Annotated in this window: 15 protein-coding genes; 3 read left to right on the forward strand and 12 right to left on the reverse strand. The window is 63.0% G+C overall.

Annotated elements, in window-relative coordinates; translation table 11 throughout:
* Positions 1 to 12: 12 nt before the first annotated feature.
* Genes ACMGGN_RS13115 through ACMGGN_RS13130 form a run of 4 tightly spaced genes read right to left on the reverse strand, consistent with a single transcriptional unit; the run spans position 13 to position 2,620 of the window.
* Entirely contained in the window at positions 13 to 1,332 is a 1,320-nt protein-coding gene (locus ACMGGN_RS13115; protein WP_115275349.1) for a sensor histidine kinase, read from the reverse strand.
* The gene (locus ACMGGN_RS13120) at positions 1,329 to 1,997 is read right to left on the reverse strand and encodes a response regulator transcription factor (protein WP_115275350.1); all 669 of its coding nucleotides are present in this window, start codon (positions 1,995 to 1,997) and stop codon (positions 1,329 to 1,331) included. Before ACMGGN_RS13120 ends, ACMGGN_RS13115 begins: the two co-directional genes overlap by 4 nt.
* Complete coding sequence (locus ACMGGN_RS13125; protein ID WP_115275351.1) at positions 1,998 to 2,312, reverse strand: PepSY domain-containing protein; 315 nt, start codon at positions 2,310 to 2,312, stop codon at positions 1,998 to 2,000. It abuts the gene before it with no gap.
* Positions 2,312 to 2,620, reverse strand: a complete 309-nt coding sequence (locus tag ACMGGN_RS13130; protein ID WP_046787304.1) for a PepSY domain-containing protein — start codon at positions 2,618 to 2,620, stop codon at positions 2,312 to 2,314. Before ACMGGN_RS13130 ends, ACMGGN_RS13125 begins: the two co-directional genes overlap by 1 nt.
* Positions 2,621 to 2,774: 154 nt before the next feature.
* Here ACMGGN_RS13130 and ACMGGN_RS13135 point away from each other — a divergent pair, with 154 nt between their 5' ends.
* On the forward strand, positions 2,775 to 3,854 hold the full coding sequence (locus tag ACMGGN_RS13135) for a hypothetical protein (protein ID WP_196997787.1): 1,080 nt from the start codon (positions 2,775 to 2,777) through the stop codon (positions 3,852 to 3,854).
* 51 nt (positions 3,855 to 3,905) lie between these two features.
* Complete coding sequence (queD, locus tag ACMGGN_RS13140; protein WP_012313684.1) at positions 3,906 to 4,262, forward strand: 6-carboxytetrahydropterin synthase QueD; 357 nt, start codon at positions 3,906 to 3,908, stop codon at positions 4,260 to 4,262.
* A 27-nt stretch (positions 4,263 to 4,289) separates the two neighbouring features.
* Here queD and ACMGGN_RS13145 read toward each other — a convergent pair whose 3' ends face one another.
* Positions 4,290 to 5,051 (reverse strand): hypothetical protein, encoded by a 762-nt coding sequence (locus ACMGGN_RS13145; protein WP_161872220.1) that lies wholly within the window; start codon positions 5,049 to 5,051, stop codon positions 4,290 to 4,292.
* Positions 5,052 to 5,119: 68 nt separating this feature from the next.
* Complete coding sequence (locus ACMGGN_RS13150) at positions 5,120 to 5,587, reverse strand: DUF1289 domain-containing protein (RefSeq protein WP_046787307.1); 468 nt, start codon at positions 5,585 to 5,587, stop codon at positions 5,120 to 5,122.
* A 405-nt stretch (positions 5,588 to 5,992) separates the two neighbouring features.
* Between ACMGGN_RS13150 and acnB the strand changes: the two genes are divergently transcribed.
* Entirely contained in the window at positions 5,993 to 8,602 is a 2,610-nt protein-coding gene (acnB, locus tag ACMGGN_RS13155) for a bifunctional aconitate hydratase 2/2-methylisocitrate dehydratase (protein ID WP_414156835.1), read from the forward strand.
* A 63-nt stretch (positions 8,603 to 8,665) separates the two neighbouring features.
* Here the strand turns inward: acnB and prpD are convergent, their stop codons facing one another.
* The 6 genes from prpD to ACMGGN_RS13185 form a co-directional block, all read right to left on the reverse strand.
* Positions 8,666 to 10,150: a 2-methylcitrate dehydratase gene (gene prpD / locus ACMGGN_RS13160; RefSeq protein WP_115275354.1), complete on the reverse strand. Its 1,485-nt coding sequence runs from the start codon at positions 10,148 to 10,150 to the stop codon at positions 8,666 to 8,668.
* Positions 10,151 to 10,288: 138 nt separating this feature from the next.
* Positions 10,289 to 11,479: a 2-methylaconitate cis-trans isomerase PrpF gene (prpF, locus tag ACMGGN_RS13165; protein WP_414156032.1), complete on the reverse strand. Its 1,191-nt coding sequence runs from the start codon at positions 11,477 to 11,479 to the stop codon at positions 10,289 to 10,291.
* Between the two features lie 139 nt (positions 11,480 to 11,618).
* Positions 11,619 to 14,207 (reverse strand): Fe/S-dependent 2-methylisocitrate dehydratase AcnD, encoded by a 2,589-nt coding sequence (gene acnD, locus ACMGGN_RS13170; RefSeq protein ID WP_119688614.1) that lies wholly within the window; start codon positions 14,205 to 14,207, stop codon positions 11,619 to 11,621.
* A 101-nt stretch (positions 14,208 to 14,308) separates the two neighbouring features.
* Positions 14,309 to 15,436 (reverse strand): 2-methylcitrate synthase, encoded by a 1,128-nt coding sequence (prpC, locus tag ACMGGN_RS13175; RefSeq protein WP_119688613.1) that lies wholly within the window; start codon positions 15,434 to 15,436, stop codon positions 14,309 to 14,311.
* Between the two features lie 84 nt (positions 15,437 to 15,520).
* On the reverse strand, positions 15,521 to 16,411 hold the full coding sequence (prpB, locus tag ACMGGN_RS13180) for a methylisocitrate lyase (RefSeq protein ID WP_012313676.1): 891 nt from the start codon (positions 16,409 to 16,411) through the stop codon (positions 15,521 to 15,523).
* A gap of 8 nt (positions 16,412 to 16,419) precedes the next feature.
* A complete protein-coding gene (locus tag ACMGGN_RS13185) occupies positions 16,420 to 17,124 on the reverse strand; it encodes a GntR family transcriptional regulator (RefSeq protein ID WP_046787312.1) in 705 nt (234 codons plus the stop codon).
* Positions 17,125 to 17,162: the final 38 nt, after the last annotated feature.

Below are 17,162 nucleotides of genomic sequence, written 5' to 3' on the forward strand. Positions count from 1 at the left end.
GGCCAGAGAGGGTCAGCGCACCTTGCGCGGTAAATCGATACTCACCCGCAACCCGCCCAAAGGGCTCTGGAGCAAGGCCAAAGACCCACCCCAGGCATCGACGATATCCCGCACGATCCCCAGCCCCAGGCCATGCCCATCCACTTGCTCATCCAGCCGCGAACCGCGCTCCAGCACCTGCAGGCGCTGGCTTTCAGGTATGCCCGGACCGTCATCGTCGACCCACACCTGATAGCCTTCGGTGGTCGGGGCTATGCCCAGGCGCACTTCGCTGTCAGCCCATTTGCAGGCGTTATCCAACAGGTTGCCAAGCAGCTCCAGGAAGTCCTCCCGGTCCCAAGGCAGCAGTAACCCTGGCGGTACATCGCGCTCGAGCAGCAAGCCTTCGCCATGGATCATTCCCAAGGTGGCGAGCAACCCCGGAAGCTCGGTATCGCAGTCGAATTGAGCGCCAGGCAGCGCATCCCCGGCCAGGCGCGCCCGGTTCAGTTCGCGTGCCAGGCGCTGCTGGATCTGCTCCAGTTGCTCGCGCAGTTGCGCACGCACTTCGGGCAAGCCATTCAGGCGCTCGCTGGACGCCAGGCTCAGCAGCACCGCCAATGGCGTCTTCAATGCATGACCCAGGTTGCCCAACGCGTTGCGCGAACGGCGCAGGCTGTCTTCGGTATGGCTGAGCAGATGATTGATCTGACCTACCAGCGGTGCCAGTTCGCTGGGCACTTGGGCATCGAGCTGCGAGCGCTGGCCTTGCTGCAACTGAGCAATCTGCTGACGCGCCCGCTCCAGCGGGCGCAACGAACGGGTGACGGTGATGCGCTGCAGCACCAGCACCAGGATCAGCGCCACCAGGCCCATCCCCAGGCCGATCTGCTGCAGGCGCCGGAACCCCTCGCGCACAGGCGAGTAATCCTGGGCGACGCTGATCGAAATGTCCTGGCCCAGCCGCCGGTAATCGGCACGCAGCGCAAGCAACTGCTGGCCTTCCGGGCCCAGCTCGTGGCTATCGGAGAGACCGGGCGCGGCCGGTTTCGGCATGTCCAGGTCCCATAAAGAGCGCGAGCGCCAGGTGCCCTTGTCGAAATCGATGCGGAAGTAGTAACCGGAAAACGGCCGTTGATAGGCGGCGGAAATGCGCCGCTCATCCAACTGCAACCCCGAAGGCCCGCGCACCAGCGCCACCAGCAGGTTCTCGCTTTCCTTGCGCAGGCCGTTTTCCAGATAGCGCTGCAAACCGGCCTCGAACAACCACAAGGTAAGCTGCGCAAGCACCACCCCGACCACCACCAATACGGCTACAAGGCCCAGGCTCAAGCGTGCCTGAATCGATTTCACCCGGTGCTCCCGGCGTAGATGTAGCCTTGCCCGCGGCGGGTCTCGATGACACTGCGGCCCAGCTTGCGGCGCAAATGGTTGACGTGCACTTCGAGCACGTTGGAGTCACGCTCGGTTTCACCGTCGTACAAGTGCTCGGCCAGGTGGCTCTTGGAGAGGATCTGTTGAGGGTGCAGCATGAAGTAACGCAACAGGCGGAACTCCGCAGCGGTCAGCTGGATGTCCACCCCCTCGCGGCTCACGCACTGGCGGCTTTCGTCCAGGTGCAACCCGGCGGCTTCAAGACGGGGCTGGTTGGCAAGGCCCTTCGCCCGGCGCAGCAGCGCCTGAATGCGCAACTGCAGCTCTTCAGGGTGGAAGGGCTTGCTCATGTAGTCGTCGGCGCCAGCCTTCAACCCCTCGATGCGCTCGGCCCATGACCCCCGTGCGGTCAGAATCAGCACCGGCGTGGCCAGACCTGCTGCACGCCACTGCGCCAGCACGTCCAGCCCCGGCAACCCCGGCAGGCCGAGGTCCAGAATGATCAAGTCGTAGGGTTCGCTCTGGCCCTGGTATACCGCGTCCCGGCCGTCGGCCAGCCAGTCCACGGCGTAGCCCTGGCGCTGCAGGCCGGCAATCAACTCGTCAGCCAGGGGAACGTTGTCCTCGACAAGCAACAGGCGCATTCAGTCGTCTTCCTCGTCTTTGAGCAGGGCACCGGTGCTGGCATCGAGTTTGATCTCGCGCACCACGCCTTCGGTGGTCAGCAGCTCGACTTCGTATTCGTAGCGATCATCGTCTTCTTCCAGCTCCGCCTCCAGCAACCGCGCCCCGGGGTGGCGCCCCAGGGCGGTCTCGAGCAATTGCTCGAGCGGCAGAATCACGCCTTTCTGGCGCAACTGCAGGGCCTCATCCTGATCCAGGTCGCGAGCAACGGCCAAGGAGCAGACGGCCAGCAGCGAGAGCGCCAGGTAGCGCGCCCACCGGGTCAAGTGGATCATCAGCGGTCCTGTTCGTCCTTCAGCACTTCACCGGTCTTGGCGTCCAGGTCAACGTCCCATTCGACGTTCTGGGTGTCACGCATCTCGACCTTGTAGATGTAGCGACCGTATTCGTTTTCCAGCTCCGAATCGGTGACGGTGGCGCCCGGGTGCTTGGCAACGGCAGTGGCCTTGAGCTCATCCAGCGACTTGATGGTCTTGGCATTCACCAGCTTGACCACTTCGTCAGGCTGGACGTCCTTGGCCAGGGCGACGTTGGCACCGAAAGCAAGCGCAGCGGCAGTGAACAAGGCAGTCAGGGTTTTCATCAGGTTCTCTCCATCGAGGTGTGCAATTTGTCTACGGAGTTAAGATTATCCACCGGTCCTTAACTCAACCTGAAAACAGCTGGCGCCATGATAGCGCAGCGCATCCACCATGCGATTCCCTATAATGGCCCACCTGTGAATTGCGAGGCCGCCCATGAGCGCCATCCATATCAAGTACCCGGCTCTGACCTTCAAGGCCGGCAAACGTGCCCTGCAGCAGATCCGTGAACGCGGGCTGCAGGCAGCGGATGTCGGTGTGGTACCGGGTGCCGCTGGCGGGCCCAAACCACTGGGGATTCAGGGGCTGGACCTGGCGCTGTTCGGCGAGTGGCTGCCATCGGCGCCCCGCCAACGGGCATTGATCGGTGCATCGATCGGCTCCTGGCGCTTCGCCAGCGCCTGCCTCGATGACCCGATCGCTGGCATCCGCCGCCTCGGTGAACTGTATACCGAACAGGACTTCGCCAAAGGTGTGACCGCAGCCCAGATCAGCCGCAGCTGCCAGCAAATGCTCGACGACCTGCTGCAAGGGCGCGATGGGCAGATCCTGGCAAACCCGCACTACCGCCTGAACATCCTGGTGGTGAAGAGCCACGGCCATCTTGCCCACGACCACCGCGGCCGGTTGGGGATGGGGCTGGGCTCGGTGATCGCCAGCAATCTGCTGGGGCGCTCACGCCTGGGCCGGCATTTCGAACGGGTCATCCTGCACGATGAGCGTGCCGCCCCGCCGCTGGATCAACTCACAGACTTTCCCTCACGCTACCTGCCACTGGGCCAGGGCAACCTGCGCCACGCCCTGCTCGCGTCCGGCTCGATCCCGATGGTCATGGAAGGCGTGCGCGACATCCCCGGTGCGGGTGCGGGCACCTACCGCGACGGCGGTTTGCTCGACTATCACCTCGACCTGCCATACCGCGGCGACGACCTGGTGCTTTACCCGCATTTCACCGACAAGGTCGTGCCTGGCTGGTTCGACAAGGCGCTGCCATGGCGCAAGGGCGATGCCACGCGCCTGCGCAATGTGCTGTTGGTGACGCCGTCACCGCAGTACCTGGCCGCACTGCCCTTCGGCAAGCTGCCCGACCGCAACGACTTCAAGCGTTTCATGGGCGATGCACCCAGCCGCAAACGCTACTGGTACCAGGCCATTGCCGAAAGCCAGCGGCTGGGTGACGAACTGCTGGAGCTGATCGCCACCGGGCGGCTGCACGAACGCCTGCAAGCCTTGTAGCGACCATGCTGGTAGACTGCGCGCATCTTCGATACACACAGAGTTCTGACCGTGGAAATCTTTAAGGAATTTACCTTCGAATCGGCCCACCGCCTGCCTAACGTCCCGGCCGGGCACAAATGCGGCCGCCTGCATGGCCACTCGTTCAAGGTCGGCCTGCATCTGACCGGCCCGCTTGACCCGCATACCGGCTGGATCCGCGACTTTTCCGAGATCAAGGCGATCTTCAAGCCGATCTACGAGCAGTTGGATCACAACTACCTCAACGATATTCCAGGCCTGGAAAACCCCACCAGCGAGGTCATCGCCAAGTGGATCTGGGAGCAGGTCAAGCCGCTGCTGCCGGAGCTGTCCAAGGTGCGTATTCATGAAACCTGCACCAGCGGCTGCGAATACAGCGGCGATTGACTGGCGCTGCGCTACACGAGCACGGGGTCAAGCCTTGGCAACGAGCGGACGAGGGTGAGGCGGCACACAAGGGTTAGACACCTGCAGGCTGAACTGGCCACGCTCGCCTCGACGGTTGTTGAGGTATGCAACCCGCTCCACCCGTCGCCTCACTTGCCGACCGTCTGCGCTATACAGCTTCAGGTTCAACAGCACTTGCCCTTCTTGCAACTCCTGTGGATCCAGGCCAGGGATGTGCCACAGTGGCGTTCGCCGCCCGGCGGTCAGCTTGTACAGTGCCGTCTCCAGATCGACAGGCGGGTCGGCGGGTAGCACCACGGATGTCCCGAAGGGGTCTCGCAACGCCAGACTGGCGGGGTCGTCCTTGCACACACCGGCATCCGAACGCGCCGGGTAAAAGCCCAGATAACCGTTCCGACTGACGTCGAGCCAGTATTCCAGTGAAGGCCAACGGTCGACGTTATTGCCCTCATATGCCGGGCGGATCTCGTAAACGAAGCCTGTTGCAAGTCGATAGACACCAAACCAGAAAGCGTCACAAAACGCACGCTTACGAGCCTCGCGCCCCCATAGCGAGTCAATCAGGAGCGATTGCAACATTTCCTCGCCGTAGTCCAGGCTGGTCATCAGCCAACCATCGTCACCGTTCCAGTCATCGAATTCGACCCAGAACGGCCGGGTGATTTCATCATCGTCAATCTGGGCGGCCCGCAACGGTGCATCCAGCAATTGCCAGCGGCATGTCGCGGTAAAACTCAGCAGCGGCTCAAAACAAAGCTCCGCCATCATCCATACTCCCTACGCTCGATAAAAAACGCACAGTGGCGCCTTTTCAAGGCAGGGGGCAGGAAGAAGGCTTACCTCAGTTCGGTACGCAGGAACCCCGGCGCGATATAGCGCTGGTAATGCGCCTCGGACAATAAAAAGAATTCGCGGTCGATGGCATCGCGCAACTGCGGCAGCTCCCAGTCCCGAAACTCGGGCAGCAACGCCATCCCGTACGCTTCCAGGTCGCGAATCAGGCGGGCACCGCGTGCAATCAGCTGATACGCCCAACAATACTCAGACTGCTGCTCGACAAAGCGGATGGAGCGCTGCTGCAGCTGCTGACGCAGCAGGTTCGTATCGAACACTTCCAGCTTGGCCATCATCACCTGCACCAGCAACTGTTCCAGGCGCAGCAAAACGGCACGCTTGTGATCGTCGTCGTAAGCGTTCCAGTGGATGACTTCGTGATGGAAACGCTTGCAGCCACGGCACACCGTGTCTCCATACACCGTGGAGCAAAGGCCGACGCAAGGGGTCTTGATGGACTGGTTGGGCATGGAAAAACAACGGCTTGGCGGTGGAACACAGGCCCATGTTAGCCCTTTGTCTAACCAGGGTCACTCGTTAAAGTCATGTTCGCCGCCTTACCTTCTGCGACAATTTGCCGTAGAATCATCCCGCCTTTTCAAGGCAACAATGTCCGTTGGAAGCTGTTTTCAAAGCGTCACGAGCACAGTTGATCCGGTAGAACGGCGTTGGCCCGGGCCATGCACCCCTCGCATGCCCGCGCCAGCCCTCATCAGCCCCCGTTCTGCAGGCGTAAAACTTTGAAAGCAGCTTCTGTAAGGATTCTCTGCGACCCTGGCTGGGCGGCCCAAGAAGCCGTGATGGCGCATGGGTGCAGAGAATGCTGGATGAGCGTCCCGGACTCCCTTTAGGGACCACTGATGAGGGTAATAACTGTGCTTGAAGCCTACCGCAAACACATCGAAGAGCGTGCCGCCCTGGGTATCGTGCCCCAGCCGCTGAACGCCGAACAAACCGCAGGCCTGGTCGAGCTGCTGAAAAACCCGCCGGCCGGCGAAGAAGCCTTCCTCGTAGACCTGATCACCCACCGCGTTCCACCAGGAGTCGACGAAGCTGCCTACGTCAAGGCCGCTTTCCTGTCTGCCGTGGCCAAGGGTGAAGCCAACTCGCCACTGATCGACCGCAAGCACGCCACCGAGCTGCTGGGTACCATGCAGGGCGGCTACAACATCGAAACGCTGGTCGCGCTGCTGGATGACGCCGAACTGGGCGCCGTCGCGGCCGAAAAGCTCAAGCACACCCTGCTGATGTTCGATGCTTTCCACGACGTGGCCGAAAAAGCCAAGGCGGGCAATGCTCACGCCAAGGCCGTGCTGGAATCCTGGGCTGCCGGCGAGTGGTTCACCTCGCGTCCGGCCATCGCCGACAAGTACACCCTGACCGTGTTCAAGGTGCCCGGCGAAACCAACACTGACGACCTGTCCCCTGCCCCGGACGCCTGGTCGCGCCCTGACATCCCGCTGCACGCCCTGGCCATGCTGAAAATGGCCCGCGACGGCATCGAGCCGCAGCAGCCGGGCTCGGTCGGCCCGCTGGCGCAGATCGAAGCGGTCAAGGCCAAAGGCTTCCCGGTCGCCTATGTCGGTGACGTGGTCGGTACCGGTTCTTCGCGCAAATCCGCCACCAACTCGGTGCTGTGGTTCTTCGGCGACGACATCCCGTACGTGCCGAACAAGCGCGCCGGTGGCTTCTGCTTCGGCACCAAGATCGCCCCGATCTTCTACAACACCATGGAAGACGCCGGTGCCCTGCCGATCGAATGCGACTGCACCAACCTGGGCATGGGCGACGTCATCGACGTTTACCCATACAAAGGTGAAGTACGCCGTCACGACAGCGACGAGCTGGTCACCAGCTTCGAGCTGAAAACCGAAGTACTGCTGGATGAAGTCCGCGCTGGCGGCCGTATCCCGCTGATCGTCGGCCGTGGCCTGACCGAAAAAGCCCGTACCGAGCTGGGCCTGGGTGCATCCGACCTGTTCAAGAAGCCAGAGCAGCCTGCCGATTCCGGCAAGGGCTTCACCCTGGCTCAGAAAATGGTCGGCCGTGCCTGCGGCCTGCCCGAAGGCCAGGGCGTGCGCCCAGGTGCTTACTGCGAGCCGAAGATGACCACCGTCGGCTCCCAGGACACCACTGGCCCGATGACCCGCGATGAGCTCAAAGACCTGGCGTGCCTGGGCTTCTCCGCTGACCTGGTGATGCAGTCGTTCTGCCACACCGCGGCCTATCCGAAGCCGATCGACGTCACTACCCACCACACCCTGCCAGACTTCATCCGCACCCGTGGCGGCGTGTCGCTGCGCCCAGGCGACGGCATCATCCACAGCTGGCTGAACCGTATGCTGATGCCTGACACCGTCGGTACCGGTGGTGACTCGCACACCCGTTTCCCGATCGGCATCTCGTTCCCGGCCGGTTCCGGCCTGGTGGCCTTCGCCGCCGCCACCGGCGTCATGCCGCTGGACATGCCAGAGTCGATCCTGGTGCGCTTCAAGGGCAAACTGCAGCCAGGCATCACCCTGCGTGACCTGGTGCATGCCATCCCTTACTACGCCATCCAGCAGGGCCTGCTGACCGTCGAGAAGAAAGGCAAGAAAAACGCCTTCTCCGGCCGCATCCTGGAAATCGAAGGCCTGGACGAACTGACCGTCGAGCAAGCGTTCGAACTGTCCGACGCCTCGGCCGAGCGTTCCGCTGCCGGCTGCACCATCAAGCTGCCGGAAAAGGCCATCGCCGAGTACCTGAAGTCGAACATCACCCTGCTGCGCTGGATGATCGGCGAAGGCTACGGCGATGCCCGCACCCTGGAGCGTCGCGCCCAGGCCATGGAAGCCTGGCTGGCCAAGCCTGAGCTGCTGTCGGCTGACGCCGATGCCGAATACGCCGAAATCATCGAAATCGACCTGGCCGACGTCAAGGAGCCTGTGCTCTGCGCGCCGAACGACCCGGACGACGCCCGCCTGCTGTCGTCGGTACAGGGCGAGAAGATCGACGAAGTGTTCATCGGTTCGTGCATGACCAACATTGGTCACTTCCGCGCTGCCGGCAAGCTGCTGGAGAAGGTCAAGGGCGGTATTCCGACTCGTCTGTGGCTGGCTCCGCCAACCAAGATGGACGCCCACCAGCTGACCGAAGAAGGCTACTACGGCATCTACGGCAAGGCCGGTGCGCGCATGGAAATGCCAGGCTGCTCGCTGTGCATGGGTAACCAGGCACGTGTGCAGACCGGTTCGACCGTGGTCTCCACGTCGACCCGTAACTTCCCGAACCGCCTGGGCGACGCCACCAACGTCTACCTGGCATCGGCCGAGCTGGCTGCTGTCGCATCGATCATCGGCAAGCTGCCGACCGTCGAGGAGTACATGCAGTACGCGAAAGACATCGACAGCATGGCTGCCGACGTTTACCGCTATCTGAGCTTCGACCAGATCGCCGAGTTCCGCGAAGCTGCGGCCAACGCCAAGATCCCGGTTGTTCAAGCGTAATCAGCGGTACGCTACAAGAAAAAACCCCGGCATCAATGCCGGGGTTTTTTGCTTTTGCTCGCCTCAGATCACGAACAAATCCACAAACCGGTGCACCGCCGCACCCTCCAGCCGCTGCTGATCCTCGCACAGCTCGAAAATCTCCAGGCAACGCTGAGGCGCAAACCGCGTCGCCAGGTTGTCCCTGAACTTGGCCTCCAGCAAAGGGATGCCCTCGCCGCGCCGGCGCCGGTGCCCGACCGGGTACTCCACCACCACCTGTTCGGTACTGCTGCCATCCTTGAAGAACACCTGCAAGCCATTGGCGATCGAGCGCTTGTCCGGCTCCAGGTATTCACGGCTGAAACGAGGGTCCTCGACCACCTCCATCTTTTCGCGCAGACGGTCGATGCTCGGGTGGGCGGCGTGGAAGGCATCTTCGTAATGCTCGGCCACCAGATGGCCGAATATAAGCGGCACCGCCACCATGTACTGCAGGCAGTGGTCGCGATCGGCAGCATTGGCCAGCGGGCCGACCTTGGAGATGATGCGAATGGCCGATTCCTGGGTGGTGATGACGATACGGTCGACTTCGTGCAGGCGGTTGCGCACTTGCGGGTGCAGGCTGACCGCGGCTTCGCAGGCGGTCTGGGCGTGGAACTCGGCCGGGAAACTGACCTTGAACAACACGTTCTCCATCACGTAGCTGGCCAACGCCTGCGGTACCCGCAGCGTCTGCTGGGCAGACGGCTTGAGCGCCAGGTCCTTGTTGGTATGGCTGAACGACACGTCATAAAAGCCCCACTGCGGCGCGGTCAGCACCCCGGGTACCCCCATCTCGCCACGCAGCGCGATATCGGCCAGGCGCACACCACGGCTCGAAGCATCGCCGGCGGCCCACGACTTGCGCGAGCCAGCGTTGGGTGCATGGCGGTAGGTGCGTAGCGCCTGGCCATCGACAAAGGCATGGGACAGGGCCGACAGCAGTTGTTCACGATTGGCCCCCATCAGCTTGGCGCACACGGCCGTGGAGGCCACCTTGACCAACAGCACGTGGTCGAGGCCGACACGATTGAAGGCGTTTTCCAGCGCCAGCACACCCTGGATCTCATGGGCCATGACCATCGCCTCGAGCACTTCACGCATGAGCAACGGGCCTTCACCCTTGGCCACCCGTTTTTGCGACAGGTGATCGGCCACCGCGAGGATCCCCCCAAGGTTATCGGAAGGGTGGGCCCACTCGGCGGCAAGCCAGGTGTCGTTGTAATCCAGCCAACGCACGGTGCAGCCGATATCCCAGGCGGCCTTGACCGGGTCGAGCCGGTAGCTGGTGCCGGGCACCCGGGCGCCATTGGGCACCACTGTTCCCTCCACCAGCGGGCCGAGGTGCTTGGTGCACTCTGGAAAGCGCAGGGCCAACAGGCCGCAGCCCAGGGTGTCCATCAGGCAATTGCGCGCGGTGTCCAGCGCCTCGAGGGATTCGACGCGGTAGGTGAGAACGTAATCGGCAAGGGTTTGCAGCACCCCGTCGTAGTCAGGACGCTCGTTCAGGTCCACGTTGGCGCTCATTTGCAGCTCCTTTGATTGGGGCTGCTACGCAGCCCATCGCCGGTGAACCGGCTCCCACACGGTCAATGCAGGAACCGGATTGCCAGCGACGGGCCGCGCAGCGGCCCTGCTGATTCAAAGCCAAGCGCCAATGGTGCGTCAGAAGCTGTCGCCAGGCACCCTTACCCAGCCTTCCATCAACACCCGGGCACTACGACTCATGATTGCCTTGGTGACCGTCCACTCACCATCCACCTGGCTGGCCTGAGCCCCGACCCGCAAAGTGCCGGAGGGATGGCCGAAGCGCACGGCACTGCGCTCGCCCCCGCCAGCAGCGAGGTTGACCAACGTACCTGGAATGGCAGCAGCGGTACCGATGGCCACCGCAGCAGTACCCATCATCGCGTGGTGCAACTTGCCCATGGAAAGTGCACGCACCAGCAGGTCGATGTCAGCCGCCTCGACAGCCTTGCCACTGGACGCAGTGTAGGTGCTTGGCGGCGCAACGAAAGCCACCTTCGGCGTGTGCTGACGCCCGGCCGCCTGGTCGACATGCTCGATCAGCCCCATGCGCACGGCGCCATGGGCACGGATCGCCTCGAAACGCGTCAGCGCCTGGGCATCGCCGTTGATCGCATCCTGCAGCTCGGTACCGGCATAACCGATATCGGTGGCATTGACGAAAATGGTCGGGATCCCCGCGTTGATCAAAGTGGCTTTGAAGGTACCGACACCGGGCACCTCCAGGTCATCCACCAGGTTGCCGGTAGGGAACATCGCCCCGCCGCCTTCGCCCTCATCGGCCGCCGGATCAAGGAACTCCAGTTGCACCTCAGCCGCCGGGAACGTCACACCGTCGAGTTCGAAGTCGCCGGTTTCCTGCACTTCGCCCTCGGTGATCGGCACATGAGCGATGATGGTCTTGCCGATATTGACCTGCCAGATACGCACGGTGGCAACGCCATTACGCGGGATGCGCGACGGCTCGACCAAGCCACTGCTGATGGCGAACGAACCGACAGCAGCAGACAGGTTGCCGCAGTTGCCGCTCCAGTCGACGAAGGCCTTGTCGATGGCTACCTGGCCGAACAGGTAGTCGACGTCGTGGTCGGGCTTGGCGCTTTGCGACAGGATCACGGTTTTGCTGGTGCTTGAGGTGGCGCCGCCCATGCCGTCGATCTGCTTGGCGTAGGGGTCGGGGCTACCGATGACCCGCAGGAGCAGTGCGTCACGGGCCGGCCCTGGGACTTGGGCTCGTTCAGGGAGGTCTTGCAGGCGGAAGAACACGCCTTTGCTGGTGCCGCCGCGGATGTAGGTGGCGGGGATCTTGATTTGTGGTGCGTGTGCCATGGTTGTGCTGTCCTGATAGTCCGGCGAAATACCCTTGGGGCTGCTTTGCAGCCCTTCGCGACGCAAGGCCGCTCCTACAACCCCGGTTGGAGCGGCCTTGCGTCGCGAAAGGGCCGCAACGCGGCCCCGCTTTTCAAGCTCAGGCGGTGGCTTCGAGGAAATCCTGGGCAAAGCGCTGCAATACCCCGCCCGCCTCGTAGATCGACACCTCTTCGGCGGTATCGAGCCGGCAGGTCACCGGTACCTCGACCCGTTCGCCATTGCTGCGCGTGACCACCAGCGTCAGGGTTGCACGCGGCTTGCGCTCACCTGCCACGTCATAGGTCTCGCTGCCATCCAGGCCCAGGGTCTTGCGGTCGGTGCCCGGCAGGAATTCGAGCGGCAACACGCCCATGCCCACCAGGTTGGTGCGGTGAATGCGCTCGAAGCCTTCGGCCACGATCGCCTCGACGCCCGCCAGCCGCACGCCCTTGGCCGCCCAGTCGCGGGACGAGCCTTGCCCATAGTCGGCACCGGCAACGATGATCAGCGGCTGCTTGCGCTGCATGTAGGTTTCGATGGCTTCCCACATCCGGGTCACCTTGCCCTCCGGCTCCAGGCGCGCCAGCGAACCCTGCTGCACGCTGCCATCGGGTTTGCGCACCATCTCGTTGAACAGCTTGGGGTTGGCAAAGGTGGCACGCTGCGCCGTCAGGTGGTCGCCGCGGTGCGTGGCGTAGGAGTTGAAGTCCTCCTCCGGCAGGCCCATCTTGGCCAGGTATTCACCCGCCGCGCTGTCGAGCAGGATGGCATTGGAAGGTGACAGGTGGTCGGTGGTGATGTTGTCGGGCAGCACCGCCAACGGACGCATGCCGCGCAACGTGCGCTCACCGGCCAGGGCGCCTTCCCAGTAGGGCGGGCGGCGGATATAGGTACTCATCGGGCGCCACTCGTAAAGCGGCGCCACTTTCGGCCCACGGTCTTGCTCGATAGCGAACATCGGGATGTAGACCTTGCGGAACTGCTCCGGCTTGACCGCAGCGCGCACCACCGCGTCGATCTCTTCGTCGCTTGGCCAGATGTCCTTGAGGCGGATTTGCTGACCATCGACTACGCCCAGTACATCCTTCTCGATGTCGAAGCGGATGGTGCCGGCAATGGCATAGGCCACCACCAGCGGCGGCGAAGCGAGAAATGCCTGCTTGGCGTACGGGTGGATGCGCCCATCGAAGTTGCGGTTGCCCGAGAGCACCGCCGTCGCGTAGAGGTCACGGTCGATGATTTCCTGCTGGATCACCGGGTCCAAAGCACCGGACATGCCGTTGCAGGTGGTGCAGGCGAAGGCGACGATACCGAAGCCCAGTTGCTCCAGCTCCTTCTCCAGCCCCGCTTCCTCCAGGTACAGCTGCACGGCCTTGGAGCCGGGCGCGAGCGACGACTTGACCCACGGCTTGCGCGCCAGGCCGAGCTTGTTGGCATTGCGCGCCAGCAGGCCAGCGGCGATCACGTTGCGCGGGTTGCTGGTGTTGGTGCAACTGGTAATCGCAGCGATGATCACTGCGCCGTCAGGCATCTGCCCCGGTATCTCGTCCCAGGCACCAGCGATGCCCTTGGCTGCCAGCTCACTGGTGGCAACACGGGCATGCGGGTTGGACGGCCCGGCCATGTTGCGCACCACGCTCGACAGGTCGAAGTTCAGCACGCGTTCGTATTCGGCCGTGGCCAACGCGTCAGCCCACAAGCCCGTGGCCTTGGCGTAGGTTTCCACCAGCTTCACCTGCTGATCTTCACGGCCGGTCAGTTTCAGGTAGTCGATGGTTTGCTGGTCGATGGCGAACATTGCAGCGGTTGCACCATATTCCGGTGCCATGTTGGAGATGGTCGCACGGTCGCCGAGGGTCAGGGCGCGTGCACCTTCGCCGTAGAACTCAAGGTAGGCGCCAACCACCTTCTGCTTGCGCAGGAACTCGGTCAAGGCCAGCACCAGGTCGGTGGCGGTGATGTTGGGCGCCAGCTTGCCGCGCAGCTCCACGCCGACGATTTCCGGCAGGCGCATCCACGAGGCCCGGCCCAGCATGACGTTTTCAGCTTCCAGGCCGCCGACGCCGATGGCGATCACGCCCAGCGCGTCGACATGCGGGGTATGGCTGTCGGTGCCCACGCAGGTGTCCGGGTAGGCCACACCGCGATCGCTGTGGATCACCGGCGACATTTTCTCCAGATTGATCTGGTGCATGATGCCGTTACCGGGCTGGATCACATCGACGTTCTTGAACGCCTTCTTGGTCCAGTTGATGAAATGGAAGCGGTCTTCGTTGCGACGGTCTTCAATGGCGCGGTTCTTGTCAAAGGCCTGCGGGTCGAAGCCACCGCACTCGACGGCCAGCGAGTGATCGACGATCAGTTGCACCGGCACGACCGGGTTGACTGCCGCCGGGTCGCCACCTTTCTCGGCGATGGCGTCACGCAGGCCGGCGAGGTCGACCAGCGCGGTCTGGCCGAGGATGTCGTGGCACACCACGCGAGCCGGGAACCACGGGAAGTCGAGGTCGCGCTTGCGTTCGATCAGCTGGCCGAGCGAGGCGTTCAGGGTTGCAGGGTCGCAGCGGCGCACCAGGTTTTCGGCGAGCACGCGCGAGGTATAAGGCAGGTTGTCGTAGGCACCGGGCTTGATGGCCTCGACCGCGGCACGGGCATCGAAATAGTCCAGGTCAGTACCTGGCAGGGCTTTGCGGTATGCAGTGTTCATAAAATTATCGGCTCGGTCACGGTACGGTCGTGGATGAACGCACAGGCCCTGCAATCACTGTGGGAGCCAGCTCCCACAGGGTCGCTATAGGGCCTGTTGTTTCAGCGCTGCTCGATTGGCACGAACTGGCGCTGCTCGACGCCGACATACTCGGCGCTCGGGCGGATGATGCGGTTGTTGGCGCGCTGTTCGAACACGTGCGCTGCCCAGCCGGTCAGGCGCGAGCAGACAAAGATCGGGGTGAACAGCTTGGTCGGGATGCCCATGAAGTGATACGCCGAGGCATGGTAGAAATCGGCGTTGGGGAACAGACGCTTCTGCTCCCACATGGTCTTGTCGATGGCTTCTGAGACCGGGAACAGCACCTTGTCACCGACTGCGTCGGCCAGCTGCTTCGACCAATCCTTGATCACCTCGTTGCGCGGATCGGACTCTTTGTAGATGGCATGGCCAAAGCCCATGATCTTGTCCTTGCGCTCGAGCATGCGCAGCAACTCTGCGGTGGCTTCCTGCGGGTTCTGGAAGCGCTCGATCAGCTCCATCGCCGCCTCGTTGGCACCGCCGTGCAGTGGGCCGCGCAACGAGCCGATGGCCGCGGTGATGCAGGAGTACAGGTCCGATAGCGTCGAGGCGCAGACCCGGGCGGTGAAGGTCGATGCGTTGAACTCGTGCTCTGCATACAGGATCAGCGAAACGTTCATTACCTTGACATGCAACTCGCTCGGCTTCTTGCCGTGCAGCAGGTGCAGGAAATGCCCGCCCAGGGTGTCTTCATCGCTGGTGCAGTCGATACGTACGCCATGGTGGGTGAAGCGGTACCAATAGCACATCACCGCCGGGAACAGCGCCAGCAGGCGGTCGGTCTTGTCGTGCTGGGCGTCGAAGGTCAACTCCGGCTCCAGCGTACCCAGCACCGAGCAGCCGGTGCGCATGACGTCCATCGGGTGCGCGTCGCGCGGGATGCGCTCGAGCACTTCCTTCAGCGCCTGCGGCAGGTCGCGCAGGCCCTTGAGCTTGTGTTTGTAATCGGCAAGTTCTGCCTTGCTGGGCAACTCGCCGTATAGCAGCAGGTAGGCCACTTCTTCGAATTCGGCGCCTGCTGCCAGGTCGCGCACATCATAACCCCGGTAAGTCAGGCCGGCGCCGGCCTGGCCGACGGTCGACAGAGCGGTCTGGCCGGCCACCTGGCCACGCAGGCCTGCGCCACTGAGTACTTTTGCTTCGGCCATGGTGTTTCTCCTTTCTTGAATTTGTTATGGATATCGTTCTGGCTAAATCAGGGTGCCTGTACCGGCCCTATCGCCGGCATTGGCTCAACCTTTTTTCTGCGCAAACAAGGCATCGAGGCTCTGCTCGAATGCGTGGTAGCCAATGGCATCGTAGAGCTCCATGCGGGTCTGCATGGTGTCGATCACATTCTTCTGCGTGCCGTCGCGACGCAGCGCGGTGTAGACATTCTCGGCCGCCTTGTTCATGGCGCGGAACGCCGACAGCGGGTAGAGCACCAACGACACGTCCACGCCAGCCAGCTCTTGGGTGGTGAACAGCGGCGTGGCACCGAACTCGGTGATGTTGGCCAGGATCGGCGCCTTCACCCGGTCGGCGAAGGTCTTGTACATCTGCAGTTCGGTAATGGCCTCAGGGAAAATCATGTCGGCGCCGGCCTCGATGCAGGCGGCGGCGCGGTCGAGCGCTGCGTTCAGGCCTTCCACGGCCAGGGCATCGGTACGTGCCATGATCACGAAGCTGTCATCGGTACGGGCATCGACCGCAGCCTTGATGCGGTCGACCATCTCCTGCTGGGAGACGATTTCCTTGTTCGGCCGGTGGCCGCAGCGCTTGGCGCCTACCTGGTCTTCGATATGGATGGCGGCGGCACCGAACTTGCTCATCGAACGCACCGTGCGCGCAACGTTGAAGGCCGAGGCACCGAAGCCGGTGTCGACATCTACCAGCAATGGCAGGTCGCAGACGTCGGTGATGCGCCGCACATCGGTCAGCACGTCATCAAGACCGGTGATGCCCAGGTCCGGCAAGCCCAGCGAACCGGCGGCGACACCGCCACCGGACAGGTAGATGGCCTTGAAGCCGGCGCGCTTGGCCAGCAGCGCATGGTTGGCGTTGATGGCGCCGACCACCTGCAGTGGATGTTCGGCGGCAACGGCATCGCGAAAACGCTGACCGGGGGTGCTCTTCACAGTCATTTCTCACCTCAAAGGCTATTATTGTTGGCGTCCAGGTAGTGACGCTCGATGTTGCGCTTGGACGCACCGATGTGGCGGCGCATCAGGAGTTCGGCCAGCTCGCCGTCACGATCGGCGATGGCATCGAGAATGCGGTGGTGTTCGGCGAAGGCCTGGCGCGGGCGGTTGGGCGTGGCGGAAAACTGGATGCGGTACATGCGCACCAGCTGGTACAGCTCGCCGCAGAGCATCTTGACCAGGGTCTGGTTGCCGCTGCCCTGGATGATCCGGTAATGGAAGTCGTAATCGCCTTCCTGCTGGTAGTAACCCACCCCCGCCTGGAACGCCGCGTCGCGTTCGTGGGTGTCCAGCACCCGGCGCAACTCGTCGATATCGCCTTGGCTCATGCGCTCGGCCGCCAGGCGGCAAGCCATGCCCTCCAGCGACTCACGGATTTCGTACAGCTCGATCAGCTCGGCATGGTTGAGCGACACCACGCGCGCACCTACATGTGGCACACGCACCAGCAGGCGCTGGCCCTCCAGACGATGGATGGCCTCACGCAGCGGGCCACGGCTGATGCCATAGGTGCGCGCCAGCTCCGGCTCGGAGATTTTGCTGCCCGGGGCTATTTCCCCCTTGACGATCGCGGCCTGGATGCGCCGGAAGACATGCTCGGACAAGGTTTCCGTTTCATCCGGCGCTGAAGGGCTGGGGGTAATGAGGTCCAGCATATTGTTGACACCTTGATAAGCCATTGAGGAGAAACTAG

Source organism: Pseudomonas sp. BNK-30 (genome assembly GCF_047456185.1).
GTDB classification, from domain to species: domain Bacteria; phylum Pseudomonadota; class Gammaproteobacteria; order Pseudomonadales; family Pseudomonadaceae; genus Aquipseudomonas; species Aquipseudomonas putida_E.